General features: G+C 66.5%; 17 protein-coding genes. 6 read left to right on the plus strand and 11 right to left on the minus strand.

Annotated elements, in window-relative coordinates; all coding sequences use genetic code 11:
- Positions 1 to 40: 40 nt before the first annotated feature.
- Positions 41 to 664, minus strand: coding sequence for a TetR/AcrR family transcriptional regulator (locus AS181_RS14660; RefSeq protein ID WP_058252294.1), 624 nt, complete (start codon positions 662 to 664; stop codon positions 41 to 43).
- Between the two features lie 93 nt (positions 665 to 757).
- Here AS181_RS14660 and AS181_RS14665 point away from each other — a divergent pair, with 93 nt between their 5' ends.
- Together AS181_RS14665 and AS181_RS14670 are read left to right on the plus strand one after the other, a co-directional pair.
- The gene (locus tag AS181_RS14665) at positions 758 to 1,819 is read left to right on the plus strand and encodes an ABC transporter permease (protein ID WP_058252327.1); all 1,062 of its coding nucleotides are present in this window, start codon (positions 758 to 760) and stop codon (positions 1,817 to 1,819) included.
- Between the two features lie 58 nt (positions 1,820 to 1,877).
- Complete coding sequence (locus AS181_RS14670) at positions 1,878 to 2,789, plus strand: LysR family transcriptional regulator ArgP (RefSeq protein ID WP_058252295.1); 912 nt, start codon at positions 1,878 to 1,880, stop codon at positions 2,787 to 2,789.
- Positions 2,790 to 2,850: 61 nt separating this feature from the next.
- Here the strand turns inward: AS181_RS14670 and AS181_RS14675 are convergent, their stop codons facing one another.
- From AS181_RS14675 to ku, 3 genes are all read right to left on the minus strand, one after another.
- Positions 2,851 to 4,098, minus strand: coding sequence for a hypothetical protein (locus AS181_RS14675; RefSeq protein ID WP_058252296.1), 1,248 nt, complete (start codon positions 4,096 to 4,098; stop codon positions 2,851 to 2,853).
- 106 nt (positions 4,099 to 4,204) lie between these two features.
- On the minus strand, positions 4,205 to 5,539 hold the full coding sequence (locus tag AS181_RS14680; protein WP_058252297.1) for an MFS transporter: 1,335 nt from the start codon (positions 5,537 to 5,539) through the stop codon (positions 4,205 to 4,207).
- Between the two features lie 71 nt (positions 5,540 to 5,610).
- Positions 5,611 to 6,603 (minus strand): non-homologous end joining protein Ku, encoded by a 993-nt coding sequence (gene ku, locus AS181_RS14685; RefSeq protein WP_082652946.1) that lies wholly within the window; start codon positions 6,601 to 6,603, stop codon positions 5,611 to 5,613.
- 80 nt (positions 6,604 to 6,683) lie between these two features.
- Here ku and AS181_RS14690 point away from each other — a divergent pair, with 80 nt between their 5' ends.
- Both AS181_RS14690 and AS181_RS14695 read left to right on the plus strand, forming a co-directional pair.
- Entirely contained in the window at positions 6,684 to 9,053 is a 2,370-nt protein-coding gene (locus AS181_RS14690) for an ATP-dependent DNA ligase (protein ID WP_058252299.1), read from the plus strand.
- Positions 9,054 to 9,086: 33 nt separating this feature from the next.
- Entirely contained in the window at positions 9,087 to 9,842 is a 756-nt protein-coding gene (locus tag AS181_RS14695) for a dienelactone hydrolase family protein (RefSeq protein ID WP_058252300.1), read from the plus strand.
- A gap of 23 nt (positions 9,843 to 9,865) precedes the next feature.
- Here the strand turns inward: AS181_RS14695 and AS181_RS14700 are convergent, their stop codons facing one another.
- On the minus strand, positions 9,866 to 11,569 hold the full coding sequence (locus AS181_RS14700; protein ID WP_058252301.1) for an MDR family MFS transporter: 1,704 nt from the start codon (positions 11,567 to 11,569) through the stop codon (positions 9,866 to 9,868).
- Positions 11,566 to 12,066 carry a MarR family winged helix-turn-helix transcriptional regulator gene (locus AS181_RS14705; RefSeq protein ID WP_058252302.1) on the minus strand — a complete coding sequence of 167 codons (501 nt, stop codon included), beginning with the start codon at positions 12,064 to 12,066 and terminating at the stop codon, positions 11,566 to 11,568. The genes AS181_RS14700 and AS181_RS14705 overlap by 4 nt, the downstream gene beginning before the upstream one ends.
- Positions 12,067 to 12,424: 358 nt before the next feature.
- On the opposite strand from AS181_RS14705, the gene AS181_RS14710 reads away from it, so the two are divergent.
- Positions 12,425 to 13,177 carry a metallophosphoesterase family protein gene (locus tag AS181_RS14710; RefSeq protein WP_058252303.1) on the plus strand — a complete coding sequence of 251 codons (753 nt, stop codon included), beginning with the start codon at positions 12,425 to 12,427 and terminating at the stop codon, positions 13,175 to 13,177.
- Positions 13,178 to 13,300: 123 nt separating this feature from the next.
- Here AS181_RS14710 and AS181_RS14715 read toward each other — a convergent pair whose 3' ends face one another.
- Positions 13,301 to 14,125: an alpha/beta fold hydrolase gene (locus tag AS181_RS14715; protein WP_058252304.1), complete on the minus strand. Its 825-nt coding sequence runs from the start codon at positions 14,123 to 14,125 to the stop codon at positions 13,301 to 13,303.
- Positions 14,126 to 14,203: 78 nt separating this feature from the next.
- On the opposite strand from AS181_RS14715, the gene AS181_RS14720 reads away from it, so the two are divergent.
- The gene (locus AS181_RS14720; protein WP_058252305.1) at positions 14,204 to 14,779 is read left to right on the plus strand and encodes a TetR/AcrR family transcriptional regulator; all 576 of its coding nucleotides are present in this window, start codon (positions 14,204 to 14,206) and stop codon (positions 14,777 to 14,779) included.
- Between the two features lie 67 nt (positions 14,780 to 14,846).
- On the opposite strand, the gene AS181_RS14725 is transcribed toward AS181_RS14720, so the two are convergent.
- The 4 genes from AS181_RS14725 to AS181_RS14740 form a co-directional block, all read right to left on the minus strand.
- On the minus strand, positions 14,847 to 17,096 hold the full coding sequence (locus AS181_RS14725; protein ID WP_078113292.1) for a SulP family inorganic anion transporter: 2,250 nt from the start codon (positions 17,094 to 17,096) through the stop codon (positions 14,847 to 14,849).
- Positions 17,097 to 17,231: 135 nt separating this feature from the next.
- A complete protein-coding gene (locus AS181_RS14730; protein ID WP_058252307.1) occupies positions 17,232 to 18,239 on the minus strand; it encodes a YdcF family protein in 1,008 nt (335 codons plus the stop codon).
- 97 nt (positions 18,240 to 18,336) lie between these two features.
- A complete protein-coding gene (locus tag AS181_RS14735; protein ID WP_058252328.1) occupies positions 18,337 to 18,801 on the minus strand; it encodes a DoxX family protein in 465 nt (154 codons plus the stop codon).
- Positions 18,802 to 19,009: 208 nt separating this feature from the next.
- On the minus strand, positions 19,010 to 19,963 hold a 954-nt coding region (locus AS181_RS14740), incomplete at its 5' end, for an IS256 family transposase (protein ID WP_058252329.1).

Consider the following 19,963-nt stretch of genomic DNA (forward strand, 5'->3'; position numbering starts at 1 on the left):
TCAGTACAGCGAAACTTTTTCACGAATAAACAGTTGAACTTCAGATTGTGGACGCATCGTCGCCCAGTCCGATGCCGCGTAGAACCGCGCACAAGGCCTCGATGTAGTCGGTGACGTCCACGTCGCCGACCAGGCCCTGCTGAACGACCACCCCCTGCATCGCCGAGACCATCACCTGCGCGAGCACCGCAGGCTCCGCGGGCAATTCGTGGCCCGCGGCCCGCCAGGCCGTCAGCACGCGTTCGAAGACGCCCCGCAGCCCACGGATGATGTCGCGCACGGTCTCGCGCAGCTCCGGGTTGTTGGCGGCCTCACCCCATACCGTCAGGACCATCCGGAAGCCGTCGGTCATCGGCGCGATCTCCAGCAGGACCCGTTCGGCCAGCGCGCGTACAACCGCCTCAGGCGACGGGGGTTGCTCTACCGGGTCGTCGAAGCTGCTGATCCCCGACTCGTAGGCGGCGAAGATCGACCGCGCAACGGCGGCGATCAGTTCTTCTTTCGACGAGTAGTACGAGTAGACGGCACCCGCACTGAGCCCGGATTCCCGGATCACGTCAGACATCGACGCACGGTGGAACCCCTTGTCGACGAAGCATCGGCGAGCGGCGGCGAGGATCTGCCGGCTTCTTTCGAGCTTGCGTTCGTCGCTGATCTTGGGCATGCCGACAGTCTAAAACGAATATTCGTTCTTGATTCCTCGCGGCCCTCCGCGCATACTCAGAAAAACGAAGATTCGTTCTTTTTAGGAGTGGTCATGAGCACTGAACTGCACTCGACAGATTCGCGCGATCGGGCGCCCGTTGCGACCGCGGAGGCCGACGGTGCGCCCCCGACCGGGCGGGCACCCAGTTGGCGCCTCGTGGCGGTGATGGCGCTGCTGATCCCGACGTTCGTGATCGCGATCGCCGCGACGTTCGTGTCACTGGCCGTCGATCCCGAGCCGCATCAAGCCCCACTGGGTCTCGTCGCACCGCCGCCCGCGGCACAGGCGATCGAGACGGCGCTCGCCGACCGGGCCGGTGAAGACGCCTTCGCCGTCGAACGATTCGCCGACACCGAGGACGCGCGTGCCGCCATCGAACGGCGCGACCTGGTCGGCGCGATCGCGGTCGGGCCCGGCGGGGTCACGGTGCTGACCGCGGAGGCGGGTTCGCCGGTGCTGGCGCAGGTCGTCGCCGGGGTCGGGAACGGCATCGCCACCGCCCAGCGTGTACCGGTCGCCGTCGAATCCGTGGTCCCCACTCCCGAGACTGATACACGCGGAACGGGTTTCGCCGCCGGACTGTTGCCGTTGCTGATCGCCGGCATGGCACTCGGCGGAGCCGCCGCGATCGGGCTGCGCGGCCCAGTCGCCATGCAGGCGACACTGGCGGTCCTGGGGCCGCTCGTGGCCGGGTTCGGTTTCGCGGCGACGTGGTCATGGTTGGGCGTCATCGACGGCGGTATCGGCCCCGTCGGACTCGCCGCAGCCCTGATGATCGGAGCGATCACCTGGTTCACGGTTGGTGCGGGCAGCCTGCTCGGACCCGCCGGGGTCGGGGTGTCCGCGCTGGTGATGGTGCTGATCTCCAACCCGCTGTCGGGGCTGGCATCGTCGCCGTACCTGTTGCCCGCGCCGTGGGGAACGATCGGCCAGTGGTTGCCGCCCGGCGCCGGCGGCACGCTGCTCCGTTCGGTCGCGTATTTCCCGGCGGCGAGCATCACCGGACAGGTCGCCGTTCTCCTCGGGTGGATTGCCGTCGGCGCCGCGCTCCTCGCACTCGGCATGGTGCGCGGACGGCGGGCCGACTCCGCGGGCGACACCGTCCCCGCCTGATCCGGCCGGCGGTGGTGTGTCTCGACTGTCCGGCGGGACACACCACTAACCTCGGCTCGTGGACATCAGTCAGGAAGGCCTGCGCACGCTGGCCGCGGTCCTGCGCGAGGGCACCTTCGACGCCGCGGCCACCGCCCTGCACATCACCCCGTCGGCGGTGAGCCAGCGGATCAAGGCGCTGGAGTCCGCTGCCGGGCGGGTACTCCTCCGGCGGACCAAGCCGGCGACGGCCACACCCGATGGCGAGGTGCTGGTGCGGTTGGCCAAGCAGTGGGAACTACTGCTCGCCGAGACCCGCGCCGAGTTCGTGGGCGCGCCCGACGACGACGATCTGCCGCTGGTCGAACGTCCCCGTGTCCATCTCCCGGTCGCGACGAATGCCGACTCGCTCGCGACCTGGTTACTGCCCGTGCTCGCGCGATTCCACCGGGAGCACGCAGTGGCGGTCGAGGTCTTCCGAGACGACGAAACCCGCAGCAGCACCCTGCTCCGCACCGGCGACGTGCTCGCCGCGGTGACCTCGGAACCACTGGCGATCCGCGGGTGCGCACTGCAGTCGCTCGGCACGATGCGCTATCTGCCGGTCGCCACACCGGAATTCATCGACACATGGCTACCCGACGGGCCCGATGCCGATGCACTGGCCCGGGCCCCGATGGTGCAGTTCGACCGCAACGATCACATCCAGCGGAACATCTCGGCCGCCCTCGCCGGCCGGCCCGTCGACCCGCCCGCGGTCTACATCCCGGCGTCGACCGAATACCACCGCGCCGTCGCGCTCGGCATCGGCTGGGGCGCCGTCCCGGTCGTCCAGATCGCGGACGCCCTCGACACCGGTCGCGTCCGCCTCATCGCCGACCACCACATCGACGTCCCGCTGTACTGGCAGCACTGGAAGCTGAGTTCGCCTCTGCTGCAGACACTCACGACGAGCGTCGTCGACGGCGCCGCGCGGGTTCTCCAGCACTGATCGCGCTCGACTCGTCGCCGTCCACGACGGGCAGACCCAGCTATGGACGAATCGGACGTTGTCACACGCCTGAGGTCGACGGTGTTCCCGCGACCGCCGGGCTGTCGTCGACCGTGCGCCGGCCCCGAACGACAGCGACGCCCAGCACGCCCACAGCGACCACGAGGCAGGCGATCACGTAGGGGAGACTCCCGATCGGTGTGTTGTCGGCGGTGATTCCGTCCTCGGCGTCAAGGTAGGCGGGCAACGCGGCGCACCACAGTACGAGGTGCACCCCGAGGAACAGGACCGGGAACACGACGAGGAAGGGCCGAGCGCTGCGAGCGTCGTCGACGCCCAGCGTCGGGTCGCTGCGCATGCGTCGCCATTGCACGTACAGAAGTGTCAGTCCGATCCCCCACACCAGGGCCATCTCCACCCAGTACACGACGGTCTGCGCGTCGTGATTCGCGTTCTCGTCACGGCCGAACAGCGCCGTCGGAATGGACAGGAGTGGCATGCTGACAACGGCCACAACACCGGACACGACGACGCGCCATGACAACGACCATCCGCGCGGGGCGCGTCCTCGGGAGGTGGGGATCTGGACCAAGCGCACCGCGACGTAGACGAGCACGGCGAACGAGACGGTCGCGAAAAGCCAGACGCTCCCCCACGGCACCGCGGCCAGTGTGGGCTCCGCGGCGGGATTGCCGAGCTCGTCGGGGGCGACGCCCTGGGCTCGGAGCTGGGCGAGGGTGTCGCGATAGTACGGCGCGTCGACGTTCCACGCCCACCACTTGAGCTGCGGGCCGAGCTGGTCGAAGATCTCGTAGAAGGTCTGGAACACCAGGGCCAGAACGAGCGAGCCGCGCAGCGCCGAGCGCTTCGACCCGTCGAAGAAGCCCCACGCCCGCACGAGCTCGTAGGCGACCTGGCTCACGGCCGGATAGAACGCAACAATGTACAACGGCAGCCGGTCGTACATGAACATTACCGTGAACACGTTGTGGGAGAACATGAATCCCATCGCTTCTTCGGCGTGGAACCAGTTCGGGAAGTACAGCGGCGGCTCGATCACGAACAGGTAGACCAACGATACGATCCACACCGTCAGGTTGGTGGGGTCGCCGTCGCGACGCAGTCGGCGGATCGCGTGGATCAGCGCGAGGACGGCACCGAGGATGATCGTGATCTCGAGGACCGGTTGCGTCCAGTGCTCGAGGTCGGCCGGATTCCGGATCGTGACAATCGGATTCGCGCCCTCGCACTCGAACCCCAGGTAGCCGGTGATGATCGACGGGACGTCACCCGGCGTGCAGACCGCCATCGTCTTCGCCTCCTGCAATGGCTGCGCCGAGCCGCCGAGCCCACTCCGCTACGTCACGTCGTGCCCTGTGAATGATGTGTCACCGTAGTATGTGCTCCAGGTCACGTCAACGGACCGCAGCGGAGTCGACCAACTTCGGATTCGACTCGTCGACAAGGGGGTTCTCGATCTCGTCGCGCCACATGCCGGCCGCGAAGTAGAACGCCCACGCGATCGGCACCGGGAGCAACCCGGCCAGCACGAACGTGGCGGTCAGGCCGATCGCCGACGAGACCGGGGCGGCGATCGCCATCGACACCGGCATCAGCGCGACCGATACGAAGAAGTCGAGACTGGCGATGCGACCCAACAGTGCCGGCGGCACCCGACGCTGTAAGAGCGTTCCCCACAGCACCATCGGGCCGTCGAAGAGGATGCCCATGATCACACCGGCGGCGACGAACATCCACGTCGAATCGGCGAGACCCATCAGCACCAGCGGCAGGCTGGAGAACGCCCACAGCGAGAACATGACGGTGAGGTACCGGCGCGGCATCGGGATCGAGGCGAATACCAGTGACGCCGCGGCCGCGCCGAGTCCGAATCCAGCGAGCACCCAGGCGTGCTGGGTCGCGTCGCCGTCGATGCGCTCACGTAATGCGAACGGGACGAGCACCTCTATGGGGCCGAGCGTCGCCAATACCAAAACGCAGGCGAAGAGCAGCGTCCCCCACAGCCACGGGGTCCGGGCCATGTAGACGAACCCCTCGGCCAGGTCGCCGACGATCCGGCGGGCACCCGCACCCTCGACGACCTCCGGCGCGTCCTCGCCCGTCTCGCCGAACCGACGCGCGGTGACCGGGGCCATCCCGAGATAACAGACCCCCGACAGGATGGCCGCGATCGCCGCCATCAGCACCGCGGGTCCCGGCGCCCAGGCACCGATGACCGCGCCGGCGACCATCGGCCCGACCGCCTGGAAGACGACCGGGCGGAAGAAGCCCTCGATCCCGTTGGCCGCCTGCAGCTCCGACGGCGCGACGACACCGGGCAGCAACGCCGAGTAGGCGGGGTAGTACATCCCGGTGGTGATGCCGCCCAGAAGGGACGCCACCACCACGTGCCAGAGCTGCAGTACGCCCGCGATCGACGCCAGACCGATCGCACCGAACGCGATCATCTTCGCGACCTCGAGTCCGATCATGATGTGGCGCTGCGAAATACGGTCGGCGAGCACACCACCGGCCAACGTGGAGAACAGCATTCCCACCGCGGCCACGCCGGTGGCCAGCGACACCTGGCCCGGACCGCCGCCGAGCGCGATGATCTGCCAGATCACCGCGATCGTCCACACGCCGTCGGCGAACATGGCGAGGATCAGTCCGGACGCGAGCAGCCGGTACTGTCGACGCGCGAACGGCAGCAGCGCGCGGGGCAGTCGGGAGTCGGCGGCGGAAGTCACCCTTCGAGCTTGCCCGAACCCGTGGGCGTGGTGCCAACCCTTTTCGGACCGCCGTTGCCCGGCGGTGCGGGTCAGCTCGCCTTGCGCGAGGACTTCTTGGCGGGCGCCTTCTTGGCCGTGGACTTGCTCCCGGACTCGCCGGACCCCGAGGAGGTCTTCTTCGCCGTCGACTTGGAAGCGGTCTTCTTGGCCGGCGCCTTCTTCGCGGCCGTCTTCGCCGCAGCCTTCTTGGCCGGTGCCTTCTTGGCCGCGGTGTCCTTCGAGTCCGAATCCTTCGAATCGGATCCCCCGCGGTCCTTCACCGACGCGCGCAGCGCGGCGAGGAGATCGGCGACGTCGGAGTCCTCGGTGTCCTTGTCTTCGTCGTCGGATTCGGGGAACGCCTCGCCACCCTCGGACTTCGCCTCGATGAGCTTCGTCAGCTCGTTCTGATAGGTGTCCTCGAACTCGGAGGGGTCGTAGTCCGATGCCATCGACTCGATCAGCGAGGCCGCCATCTGCAGTTCCTGATCGCGGATCTCGGTGTCGTCGTCGAGGAAGCCGAAGTCGGGTTTGCGGACCTCGTCGGGCCACAGCAGCGTCTGCAGCGTCATCACCCCGTCGACGACGCGCAGCGCGGCCACGCGTGTCCGGTTGCGCAGAGTGAAGGAGGCGATCGCGAGCCGGTCCGTCTCCTCCAGCGCCTTGGCCAGCAGGACGTAGGCCTTCGGCGACTTCGACGACGGTTCGAGGTAGTAAGGCTTGTCGAAGTAGATCGGATCGACCTGCTCGGCGGGTACGAACTCCAGGATCGAGATCTCGGGACTCTTCTGCACCGGCAGCGTGGCGAGGTCTTCTTTGGTGAGGATCACGGTCTCGCCGGACTCGGATTCGTAGGCGTTGGCGATGTCGCCGTAGTCGACTTCGGTGTCGGTGCCCTCGCGCACGCGGCGATAGCGGATGCGGGTTCCGTCCGACGAGTCGACCTGATACGACTTCCGGTCGTGACTCTCGGTCGCGGAATAGACCTTGACCGGCACGTTGACCAGGCCAAAGCTGAGGTCGCCCTTCCAGATCGAGCGCATGGGGGCCATTCTGCCAGGGATCCGGGCCGGATGGCGGCAAGCTGCACGACGTTCTGACCGGCGTTGTGGACAATAGGAGCATGGCAGGCGGCGAGACACTGGAGGTCGACGGTCGGCGGATCTCGATCACCAATCTCTCGAAGGTGCTCTATCCGGCGACGGGGACGCGGAAGTTCGAGGTCATCGACTACTACTCGCGGATCGCCGATGTCCTCCTCCCCCACGTACGCAACCGCCTCATCACCCGTAAGCGGTGGCCCAACGGCGTCGAGTCGACCCCGTTCTTCGAGAAGAACGTTCCCGAGAGCGCACCTGACTGGATCCGACGCCACGGCATCCAGCACAGCGAGCGGGTCATCAACTATGCGATGGCCGACGATCGCGCCACGCTGGTCTGGCTCGCGCAGATGGCCGTGCTCGAGATCCACACGCCGCAGTGGCGGCTTCCCATGGGGCCCGACGGCGCGCCGATGGCCAACCGCATCGTCTTCGACCTCGATCCCGGGCCACGGGTGCCGCTGCACCGGACCGCGGAGGTGGCGTGCGAGATCCGCAACTGGCTCGGCGGGGCGACGACGTACCCGGTGACCAGCGGCGGCAAGGGCATCCACCTCTACGCGCGGCTCCCGAAGCCCGTGACGTCGGATGCGGCGCGCAAGGTGGCTCAGGAGGTCGCCAACGAGTTCGCCCGTCAGCACAGCGATTTCATCACCGCCAAGATGTCCAAATCGCTGCGCGACGACAAGGTCTTCATCGACTGGAGCCAGAACACCGCCGCCAAGACCACTCTCGCGCCGTACTCGATGCGCGGACGCGAGCAGCCGTGGGTGGCCGCGCCGCGCACCTGGGAGGAGATGGAGGACCCCGGACTCTCCCAACTGCTCTACACCGAGGTGCTGGACCGCGTCGAGGAGTTCGGCGATCTCCTCGACGGCCTGGACGACCCCTACGACGACGAGCCGGAGGTCGTCGTCGAGCCCGCGGCGGGACAGGTCATCAACCTGAAGGAGTACCGGCGCAAGCGCGACCAGTCGAAGACACCCGAACCCTTCGGCGATGAAGCGCATCGACAGCGCATCGAAGCCGAGAGCTCTGCTGCAGAACCTGATTCCTCGGACACGCAGACCGAGAGGGCACCGATCTTCGTGATCCAGGAGCACCACGCCCGACGGTTGCACTACGACTTCCGGCTGGAACACGACGGGGTCCTGGTGTCGTGGGCCGTACCGAAGAACCTGCCCACCGACCCCGACCAGAACCGGCTCGCGGTGCAGACCGAGGACCACCCGATGGATTACGCCGACTTCGAGGGCGACATCCCGGCGGGCGAATACGGCGGCGGTCACGTGTCCATCTGGGACAGGGGCACATTCGAGCTCGAGAAGTGGCGGGACAAGGAGGTCATCGTCCGCCTCCACGGCGAGCGCGTGCAGGGACGGTACGCCTTGATCCGGACCGGTGAGAAGAACTGGCTTGCCCACCTGATGAGCGACGAACCGCGTCCGATCGTCCCCGACAGCCTCACCGACCCGCGCCCGATGCTCGCGACCGACGAGTCGATCGACGGACTCAACGGTCGAGACTGGGCGTTCGAGGGCAAATGGGACGGATATCGGCTCCTCATCCGTTCGGTCGGCGGCGAGTTCCGGCTCACCTCCCGATCGGGTATCGACATGACCGCCGACTTCCCCGAACTCACCGGCCTCGCAGACGATCTCGGCCTCATGGACGTGGTGCTCGACGGCGAGGTCGTCGCGATCGACTCGTCGGGCCGCACCAATTTCACGCTGCTGACCTCACGTCGGCACACCGACGAGCCGTATTCGTTGCGGCTACACCTGTTCGACATCCTGTTCCTGAACGGTTCGTCGTTGTTGCGCAAGCCATGGTCGGTTCGGCGCGAACTCCTCGAGGAGCTGGCGCCCGCGTTCCGCAACTCCGCCTTCGTCGAAGTGCCGCCGCTGCTTCCGGGCCCGGGATCGGCCGCCGTCGAGTACAGCCGTGAACACAATCTCGAAGGCGTTGTCGCCAAGCGCCGCAACTCGGTGTATCAGCAGGGACGCCGGTCGACGACCTGGCTGAAACACAAGAACTGGAGCGACATCGAGGTCGTGGTCGGCGGATATCGGCCGGGCCGCGGCAACCGCGCGCACACCATCGGTTCCCTGCTCATCGGTTTGCCCGAGGAGACCGGACTCCGCTACGTCGGTCGCGTGGGAACCGGCTTCACCGACGCACAGTTGCGTTCGCTTGCAGAGGAACTCGGACCGTTGGAGATCTCGCGGTCGCCCTTCCTGGACAAACTCGACCGGCCCGTCGAGTCCAGCGCGGTGTGGGTCCTGCCGAAGATCGTCGGCGAGGTCCGGTTCATGGACTGGACGACGGCCGGGCATCTGCGGCATCCCAGCTGGCGGGGGATCCGGAGGGACAAACTGCCCGGTGATCTGTGACCCGGGGCGTGAACCGAGCAGAGGAGCGTGGACATGACGGGTGAGACGATCACCATCTCGGCGGCCGACGGAGAGACCGAAGCCTATGTGGCGCGGCCCGATTCATCCGGGACGTCACCGGGAGTCCTGTTCCTCACCGATGTGATCGGCCTACGACCTCGCATCGAGGCCATGGCCGACCGCATTGCGTCCTGGGGTTACGTCGTGCTGGTGCCGCACCTGTTCCACCGGTACGGGTCCGCGGCCGAGTGGGCGCCCACCGAGGATCTGCTGCTGCCCGAGGCGCGGACCGCATTCTTCCGATCCGCGATGCCGCGGGCACGGACCCTCACGCCCGAGGCGGTACGTCCCGATCTCGTCGCCTACCTCGACGCGCTGCAATCGCTCCCGGGCGTCACACCCGGACGTGTCGGTGTCACGGGCTACTGCATGGGCGGCCGGCTCGCGCTGAACATCGCCGCCGCCCGGCCCGACGACGTCGCCGCGGTCGGCATGTTCCACACCGGCGGCCTGGTGACCGACGACCGCGACAGTCCGCACCTGCATCTCGTCGGCATCGACGCGTTCGTCCTCGCCATCCACGCCGACAAGGATTCATCACTGCCCGCGACGGCGGTCGCGCAGTTCGAGCACGCCCTGACCGGTGGGGGCGTGGCGCACTCGGCGACCGTCTATCCCGGTGCGCCGCACGGGTATACGATGTCCGATCTGGCAGCGTATCACCACGAGGCCTGCGAACATCACTTCGATGAGCTCAAGGCTCTCTTCCGGCGGACGTTGTCGGGGTGAGGTGGGTCCGCTCCGACTGACGCTCACGACGCGGGTGACGACTCCGGTGCGCCGATCGGCCGTCCCTGACGCAGCGGGAGTTCCTTCCAGGTGACCGTTCCGATGATCGCGAGCAGCGCGACGATCGACACCGCCAAGAACACCCGGTCCATCGAGTCGGCGAACCCCTCCTTGATGGGTTGGGCCAGTTCGGCCGGCAGCCTCTCGATGACCGAGGTGTCACTCATGACACTGTCCGACGATCCGGTTGCAACACCGGGATTCTGAGCGGCCGCGATGAGCGAGTGCCCGAATGCGCTGACCTGCGGGTCGCTGCTCTGCGAGGCCTCTACGACCGCGGCCCGGTATTCGGGTTGGGCTGCCGCCGCGACCATCTCGTCCTTGATGTTCGGCCCCATGACGGAGAACAACAGCGAGAAGAAGACCGCGACACCGAGCGTTCCACCGATCTGACGGAAGAAGGTGGCGGTGCCGGTGGAAAGTCCCATGTCCTTGGGCGGCAGGATGTTCTGCATCGCCAGGGTGATCGGCTGCATCAGATTGCCGAGCCCGAAGCCGAGGAGCGCGGCCATCAGCATGACCAGGTAGAGCGGTGTCTCGGTGCCCACCAGGTGCAGCAGGAAAGTGCCCGCGGTGATCAGCACGGCGCCGATGATCGTGAAGATCTTGTAGCGTCCGGTGCGCGAGATCAGCTGGCCCGACAGGATCGAACCGGCCATCAGACCGAGCACCATCGGCAACATCTGGAGGCCGGCGATCATGGGGCTCGATCCGCGGAGGACCTGGAAATACTGCGGCAGCATCGAGATCCCGCCGAACATGACGGCGCCGATGATGACCGAGATGATGATGCCCTGGCTGAACACCCGGTTGGTGAACACGCGCAACGGGATGAGAGCGTCGTCGCCCATGCGGTGCTCGATCCAGATGAACGCGGCGATGCCGGCGACGCCGATCCCGTAGCAGAGGAACGACAGTCCGGAGGTCCATCCCCACTGGCGCCCCTGTTCGGCGACGATGAGCAGCGGAGCCACGGCGACGGCGAGTGCCGTCGCCCCCCAGTAGTCGGTGCGCCCGCCGACGCCCTTCTGCTGGTCGTAGTTGAGCACCTTGTAGACCACGAACAGCGCGACGAGTCCGATCGGCACGTTGACCAGGAACACCCAACGCCAACCGGACACCCAGAGGATCGTCTCCTGGCCGGCGAACAGACCGCCGAGGACCGGTCCGAGGACGCTGGAGGTGCCGAATACGGCGAGGAAGTAGCCCTGGTATTTGGCGCGTTCCCGCGGCGGGACGATGTCGCCGATGGTCGTCAGTGCGAGCGTCATCAAGCCGCCCGCGCCGAGCCCCTGGAAGGCGCGGAACGCGGCGAGTTGATACATCGACGACGCGATCGTGCACAGCAGCGAACCGACGATGAAGATCGAGATCGCCAGCAGGAAGAACGGTTTCCGGCCGTGGAGATCGGACAGCTTGCCGTACAAGGGGGTCACGATCGTCGCGGTGACGAGGTAGGCCGTGGTCACCCAGGCCTGCAGGTCATACCCTTGCAGATCGTCGGCGATGGTCCGGATCGCCGTCGACACGATGGTCTGGTCGAGGGCGGCGAGGAACATGCCCAGCATGAGTCCGGCCAGGATGGTCAGGATCTGGCGATGGGTCAGTCCGGCGCCGGCGACCTCCTCGTCGTGGTTCACCGTGTCGGCGGCCGAAGAGTCTGTCACTGTCGTCCTTTCGGGTCATTCGCATCTGTGTCCGGGCTGCGGTCCGGGCACGCCGGGTGCAGGGCTGCGTCGGCGGCATCGACGAACCGCCCGAGAAGTGTCACGAGGGTGTGGAGTTCGTCGTCGGTCCAGTCGGCCATGACATCGGCCATGGCGGCGCGACGCATCTCGCGCATGGCCACGACGCGATCCCGTCCGGCGGCGGTGATGACGAGCATGGTGGCGCGCCCGTCGTCCGGGTCCGCCTCGCGGCGGATCAGGCCGTGCTCCACGAGCTGAGCCACGTGCCGACTCACCGTCGACGGGTCGGCATTCATCGTCTCGGCGAGGTCGCGCGATCGCATCGACCGTCGCGCGAGCGGGAAGAGCGCCTTGAACGCCGCGGCCTCGAACTCGCCCTCACGCGTACGGAACGTCGTGTGGACCGCCCGTTCGCGGATGCGGACGAAGCGCAGAAGGGTCTCGAAGAGGTCGTCGATCGCGTGTTGATCGAGCACTGTCCTCACCGCCTACCCGAGAAGTTTTACTTGCTCTTTGCAATTAGTTGCAGAGCGCAACTAACACCGCTCGCCAGTGTGCGCGCGAACTCGGGAGAATGCAAACAGCGCCGAAGTCTTGCATCGACGGAGACAAAGACGGTCGCCGACCTGCCAGGTCGGGGGTTGGCAGGTCGGCGACTCATCGTCGATGTCGCTCGCCGGCCGCTGTGCGTTACAGGGGAGCCGGCACCCGAGCGGGCTGAACCACACCGACGTCATGGGAGTGCGTTGCGCCTCGCGGCCCTGAGGCGATGCGTCGTCGGACCCTGCCTGCGGTTAGCCTCGTGGGAGCCAGGAACCGTGACAGGAGCTCTTCGTGTTCGTTGTCGCCCACATCAGCGACCTGCATTTCAACGGGACGCGGTTCAATCGGGCCCGTATCCAGTCGACGTTGAGCTATATCAACGCCCGCGCCGCCGGGATCGACGTCCTGCTGGTCACCGGTGACATCGCCGATGAAGGTGCCGCGAGCGAGTACCGCGAGGCGTACGGGGTGCTCGAGAGTCCGCTGCCGATGCTCATCACCGCCGGCAACCACGATGTCCGGGAACCGTTCAGCGCGGCCCTGATCGGCACCGAGACCTCTGGTCCGATCAATCACGCGCGGACGGTGCGCGGGCGCGACGGCTCCGACGTCCTCTTCCTGATGTGCGACAGCTCGATGCCCGGACGCAACGACGGTCGTCTCGACGACGCGACCATCTCCTGGCTGTCGGACCGGCTCACCGCGACGTCCGTGGCGACACCGGTGTTCATCGCCTTTCACCATCCGCCGGTCGACCTGCTGATGCCGTTCATGGACTCGATCCGCCAGCGTGACGAGGGCCGTCTCGCCGCCCTGGTGGATCAGCACCCGAACATCGTCGCGTTCCTGTGTGGACACGCCCACACCCCGGCGGTGACCACGTTCGCCGACCGCCCGCTGTGCATCGCGCCGGGTGTGTCGTCGACACTGAACCTGCCGTTCGAAGGCCGGGAGGTCGTCAACCGCGGTCAGCCGCCGGGGATCGCGTTCCATCTCTATGACGACGAGCGGTTCGTCACCCACTTCCGATCGGTGATGTTCTGACATTCAGGACGGTGCCGGCAATCGGCCGTTGCGCTTCGGCGCTCGGCATCGAAAGGCAGGCGAGCTACATCGTCGGCGACACGGCACACTCGGTACCGCCCCCGGCGGGGCGACGACGACGCGTCATCTGACGAACCCGCGCAGCAGGTCGGCCATCGCCTCCGGCTGGTCTTCCGGGATGAGAGTCCACGAATCGTCGACGACGACCTTGGATGCGTCCGGGAAGAGCTCGACGAGGCGGTCCGCATGCTCCAGGGGCATCATCCGGTCTTCGATTGCCCAGACCACGAGCACCGGGCGATCGAACCGCCGCATCATGTCCGACAGTTCGAGCAGCCTCCGGCGGGAGGGCGCGCCTGTGGCGAATTTGACCAGATCCCTTCTGATCGATGCGTTTTCGACAGCGGGGCGGAACCACTCGTCGAACAGCGAGTCCGGGATCCCCGACTTCGTCAGCGCGCCATACGCCCGCGTGCTGTGCCGGAAGAATCGAGTGCCCAGCATCCGGGTGAGAATCCACCCGCCGCCGGGCACTCGGCACAACAGCGCCGCGGGACGCGCCGGCTCGGGAGGATAGTTGTCGAAAGCCGTGCACGATGCCAACACCAATCTCCCAACGCGTTTGTCCCGGCCTTGGGAGATCACGAACTGACCACCGCCCCAGTCGTTCAGGACGAGCGTCACGTCATCGAGGTCGAGGGCATCGAGGAAGTCGGCAAGGATCGATGCCACACCCGTCTCAGTGAGGTCCGCGTCGGCGTGCATCGGCTCCGTGTGCGCCCCCATCGGGAGCGTCGGTGTGATGCAACGAAATTCGGGAAGCAGCGGGATCACCTTGCGCCACTGCCGCCCGTCCATCAGCAACCCGTGGCCGAGTACCAGGATCGGCCCGGGACCGCCGGTGTCTTCGTAGGAGATGGAGCCGGCCGGCACGTCGACTGTGGGCACGTCGCCTCCTAGATAGATCGTTCTACTTAGAAGCAAGATAGGCTGGCATCGGCACGATGCGCAAGGGATGGAGACGTCATGGCAGATTCCGCTACTCGCGACCGGATCCTGGAGGCAGCCGCAGAGCTGTACCGGCGGCAGGGCATGCCGGCCACCGGCATCAAACAGATCTCGGCGGCGGCTGAAGCGCCCTACGGTTCGATCTACCATCACTTCCCCGGCGGCAAGGAAGCGATCAGCGTCGAGGTCATCCGACGCGAAGGGTTGCGCTACGGCGCGTTCGTCGGCGCCCAGCTGGAGACGACCGACCCCCTGACCGGCATCCCGACGCTGTTCGAGAACGCCGGAAAACTGTTGGAGTCGCAGGACTACAGCGAGGCCTGCTCCATCGAGACCATCGCACTGGAGGTCGCGAGTACCAACGAGCGTCTCAGGCTGGAATCGGCCGAGGTTTTCGAGAGCTGGTTGACCGGCCTCGCAACGTGGTTCGGACAACTCGAGATCACCGAGCCGGAGCGTCGTCGGCTGGCGTTGATCACGCTGACCGCGCTGGAAGGTGCGTTCGTGTTGTGCCGCACCCTGCGCTCCATCGAACCGATCGTCGTTGCCGGCCACGGCGTGCAGGCGGCCGTGCAGGCGGCCGTCGGCTCGTAGCAACAGACCGTCGACACCGGCGCCTCAGCCCACACTCGTCCACGGACGGCGCCTTTCCGACCGGCGTTCACGGTCGCGCGGCTGCCGCCTCGACGACCGGTGCGATGCTCTGCTGGGTGACCTCGTAGACCCGCGCGGTGGCGATGTCGAAGTACAGACCGACGATGCGTAGCCGCGCTTCTGCTGCGGCGCGCCCGACGAGCGGGTGCCGCGCCAGGGTCTCGATCTGCTTGGCCACGTTCACGACGGCCAGCTGGTCGACCTCGGCCAGTCCCAGCTCGGCCGCGGCGCGCCCGGCGGGGTGTCCGTGCCGAAAGGCCACCCGGCTGGGGATCGCGTGCTTGAGCCATCGCTGGATCGGCGTGCTCTCGGATCCGGCCGGGAGGTCGGATACATCGACCTGTTCGCTGTCGAGCAGCGCATGCATGGCCCCGCACGACGAGTGGCCGCAGACCACGATCGACGACACACCCAACTCGCCGATGGCGAATTCGAGTGCGGCCTCCACGGATACGTCGTCGTCGCTGTCGGTCGGTATCAGATTGCCCACGTTGCGCACCGTGAAGAGGTCCCCCGGGCCGCTCGCCGTGATGATGTTCGGCATCAATCGCGAATCGGCACACGTCACGAAGAACGAGTCGGGATCCTGAGACTCGGTGACATCGGCGAGCATGGCGCGGAGGGCGTCGGCGTGCTCGTTCTCGTACTCGTCGACGCCGCCGAGAACCGATCTGAGTGCGGCCGGGCGGTCCGGGGACGCGGACGCCTGCGACCCGGTTCGGTTACGCCACGGCGTCAGACCGGCGAATCCGGACGTGTGGCGCCGCGGTGGCCGTCGAGGGGCGTCGACGAGCCGAGCGCGACCCTTCTCCACCAGGAGGACCGTGCCGCCGCCGGCCTCGTGCGCCCAACGGAAGTCCTCGAGCATCTCCATCGCCGCGTGATCGAGGAAGTCGGTGTCGAGTTCCAGTGTCAGGTGCGCCTCGTCCGGCACCTGCGACAACGCCTTGTTCAGTTTCGGCAGCGACAGGAAGCTCAGTGAGCCGCGAACACGTACGGTCCACTGACGCTTGTCGTCGGTACTGCCTGCCTGCGAGGTGATCTCGGCGCGAACCACCCGCCATACGACGAGTCCGATCGCCACTGCCAGACCGATCGCGACGCCTTCGAGCAGGTTGAGGAAGACGACCGCGAGCACCGTGATGACGTACACCCACAGGTCGCCCGTCCGCAGCGCGATCTTCATGTGCGCCAGCTTGACCAGCTGGATACCGATGACCACTAGCAGGCCGGCCAGCGCGGCCATGGGGATCTGCTCGACGAGACCAGTGAGCAGTGCCGCGAAGACGAGCACCCACACGCCGTGCATCACCGCCGAGGCCGACGTTCGCGCCCCGGAGTTGACGTTGGTGGTGCTGCGCACGATCACTCCGGTGACGGGCAACCCGCCGAGCATCCCGGAGGTGATGTTCGCACTGCCCTGACCGAGCAGCTCCCGGTTGAGATCGCTGCGTGGGCCGGTGTGCATCTTGTCCACCGCGACCGCTGACAGCAGGGACTCGACACTCGCGATCAGGGCGACCGTCAACACTCCGAGAAGCACTGCGCCCCAACTGCTGTCCGGTAGTTCCGGAAGCGTAATCGCTTCGAAGAAGTTGCCGTCGATACTGATCCGTTCGACGTCCAGGCCGAAGACGATGGTCAGTGCCGTCGCCCCGACGATACCGACGAGCGGTCCCGGCACCTTGCGCACCGCCGAGGGCATCAGTGGCCAGATGAGGAGAAGCGCGATCACGGTGCCTCCCACGAGCGCGTCCGACGTCTCGATGTCGGCGATCCCGGCCGGCAGCGACGTCACGTTCTCCCATGCACTGCTGGCCGAGCTGCCGCCGAGGAGCACGTGAATCTGCTGCAACGCGATCGTGATGCCGATCCCGGCGAGCATCGCGTGGACGACCACGGGAGCGATGGCCAGCGCGGCACCTGCGACCCGGCTCAGGCCGAACAGGATCTGCAACGCACCCGCACCGACGGTGATGAAACATGTAACGCGCCAACCGAAATTGGCGACCATGTCGGCGACCACCACGGTCAGGCCCGCGGCCGGTCCTGAAACCTGGAGTGCGCTACCGCCTATCAGACCGGCGACGATCCCGCCGACGACCGCGGCGATGAGACCGGCGAGCACGGGGGCATCCGATGCGATCGCGATGCCCAATGACAATGGCAGGGCCACAAGGAAAACGACGAGAGATGCCGGTAGGTCGTACCGCACCACCTCGCGAATTCGGGGGCCCCGACTCCCCTTTGTTCGCATATGTCCGAACTTACCGACGGTTTGTTGACTCCAGATGAACTCTGCCATCGGGAAGCTGTGAAACCGCAGGGCAGCAGCGCAACACTGTGATTCACTTCACCGGACTCGGCCGCCCGGTGCGAGGAGATCGGCCCGTCAGGCCGACGATCCCGCCTTCAGGAGCTCTTGGAGGATCCGGCCGCCGATTTCCGGGATCAATCCGGGGCCGGTCTCGGGTAGGTTCTGCGGCAGGAGCCCGGGCTCATGGGTAGCCGGGATACGCGCGGTCCGGGTGGCCTCCACACGTATGCCGGTCTGCTGCGCCTTGGCCAGCGGTGTCCGGTACTTCTCCAGGTCCGTCGCGGTGGTGAGTGTCCCGACGACGCGCAGACCCATGGCACCGAAGTCTGCCGCCCCGCGCCGGATGTGGTTGGGCGACGTGACGAGAACGATGTCCCGGATTCCCTGTGCGCGCAGGATCTCGGCGGTGTTCTGTGCATTGGCGACCGTCGACCCGGACTTGTCCTCGACGAGGATCCGGTCCGCACTGACACCGTTGTCCACGAGCCAGGTCCGCATCGCGGCTGCTTCGGTGATGCCCTTCTTCGGCACCCCTCCGGTGACGACGATCGGTGTGTTGGTGGTCAGTTCCGCCTGTGCCTTCGCCGCGGAGACGCGATTGACGAGCTCCGGCGCCATCTTTCCGTTCGCGTTCAGGCCGTACCCGAGCACGACGATCGCCGGGCGTCCCGACACCGCCTTGGGAGTGGTGTCGGGGACGATCTGCGCGGCGGTCGCGACGCCCGAGATGATGTTGCGGGCCGTTGTCGCCAGGGACGGATTCATCATCGACAACCGGTTCAGGGCCGAGCGTCCTGCGACGACGTCGTCGACCTGGTCCGACCAGATCGCCTGGAGTGCAAGCGCGTCGGTATCGGCCGGCGCCACCGCAAGGACTTGCTGGAGGAGTTCGAGTCCGCCCGCGACGTCACCTCCGGCGAACTTCGACTGCGCGCTGTTGTACAGGCCGGCCGGGTCGATCGCGGAGGCCGTCGTCACAACCGAGGCGTCCGGTCCGGGCAACGTCCCGACCGCCACCCCGCCGAGGGCGGCGACCGCGATCGTCGCTGCCGCCGCCAGTTTCCTGCGCTTCACTCTGGTCACACCAGTCACTCGCGTAACGGTACGAGAGATGCACAACGACCCCGCACCCGTCCGATCCCAGATCAGTAACGGGTGCGGGGCCGGGCAGCGGCGACGCTCAGCGCTTCAGGCCGGCCACCTTCAGCAACTCAGGGCGGCGCAGGACCAGCCCGATCCACATCAGCACGCCGGTGTAGACCGCGAACAAGACCGTGTCGAACAGCGGTGCCTCGATTCGCATGTTGGCGGTGACCGCGCCTCCGAGGTAAGCCGTGATCCCCAGGGCGCCGAGGACTGCGGTGCGCGGGATTGCGAACACGACGAGACAGACCAGCAGGACGATACCCATGACAAGCGCCTGGTCGATCGGGAAACCGAGTTTCGCCATGGAATCGACCACCTCCTGCGGACGCGTCAGCTTGATCACGATGTCGAAGACCAAGAAGGCGCCGATCAGCACACTGATGACGATTCCCGTTGTGCGACGCCAGTTCCTGCGGGTCGGTTGCGCCTCATCGGAGGCGGTGGTGTCAGTTGCGCCCGCCGGGTCGGCGGTGCCTGCGGTGACGGTGTTGCGGCTCATCATGTTCTCCTGGCGAGTGGTGCGAGTGTGTTGTGCAGGGATAGACATGCCTGCTCGTCAGAACTCATCGCGGGGCCGCGCATCTGGCTTCAGAAGTAGCGCGACGACGATCCACGACTATGCCGCCGACCTGGCTGGGTCGGCGGAGCTTGTCAAGATGTCTGTGTAAGAACGTGACTCCTGGGTTTCCTGTAGTTGCTGGTTGGGTCTAGTTGAGGTGGGGTTCGATGCGGTCGGGGTAGGCCAGGGCGAGTTGCCCGAGGGCCTGTTTCCAGTTCGTCACGACTTGTCCCTCGACGAGCCTGCCGGGGGCTTTGCGGGTGGCGGCGGGCTTGCCGCGTTCCTTCTCGCGTTGCCGGGCACGTTTGTCCTCGATGTCGCAGATCGCCAGCCACAACAGTTTGCGCGCCGCGAGATCGTTGGGGAAGTGGCCGCGGTTCTTGATGACCTTGCGGAGCTGATAGTTCAGCGACTCGATCGAGTTGGTGGTGTAGATGACTTTGCGGAGCTCGGGCGGGAACGCCAAGAACGGAATGAACCGGTCCCACGCTCGATCGAAAGCTGCTGCGGCACTCGGATATTTGGTCCCCAGTTCCGAGTCTCGGAAGGCTTCCCATTCGCGGCGGGCGGTCTCGGCGTCGGGGGCGGTGTAGATCGGTTTGATCGCCCGCGCGACGTCTTTGCGGTCCTTGTAGTTCACGAACCGCATCGAGTTGCGAATCAGATGCACCACACACGTTTGCACCGTGGCCAATGGCCAGGTCGCCTCGATCGCTTCGGGGAACCCAGTCAACCCGTCGCAGCACACGATGAGCACGTCCTTGACGCCGCGGTTGGCCAGATTCGCACACACCCCGGCCCAGAACTTCGCGCCTTCCTCGGCTTGTATCCAGATGCCCAGCACATGCTTGACGCCGGCCATGTCGACACCAATAGCGATGTGGGCGTGCCTGTTTCGGACATGACCGCCATCTTTGACCTTCACCACCAGGGCATCGAGGTAGATGACGGGATACAAGGCCTCCAGCGGCCGGTTCTGCCATTCATCGACCGCGTCGAGGACCTCGTCGCAGATCTTCGAGATCGTCTCATGCGACAGATCGGTGCCGATCGTCGAGGCCAGATGATGCTGAATGTCGCGCAACGTCATGCCGCCGGCATA

Origin of the sequence: Gordonia sp. SGD-V-85 (genome assembly GCF_001456905.1) — a bacterium.
In the GTDB taxonomy this organism is placed as follows: Bacteria; Actinomycetota; Actinomycetes; order Mycobacteriales; family Mycobacteriaceae; genus Gordonia; species Gordonia hongkongensis.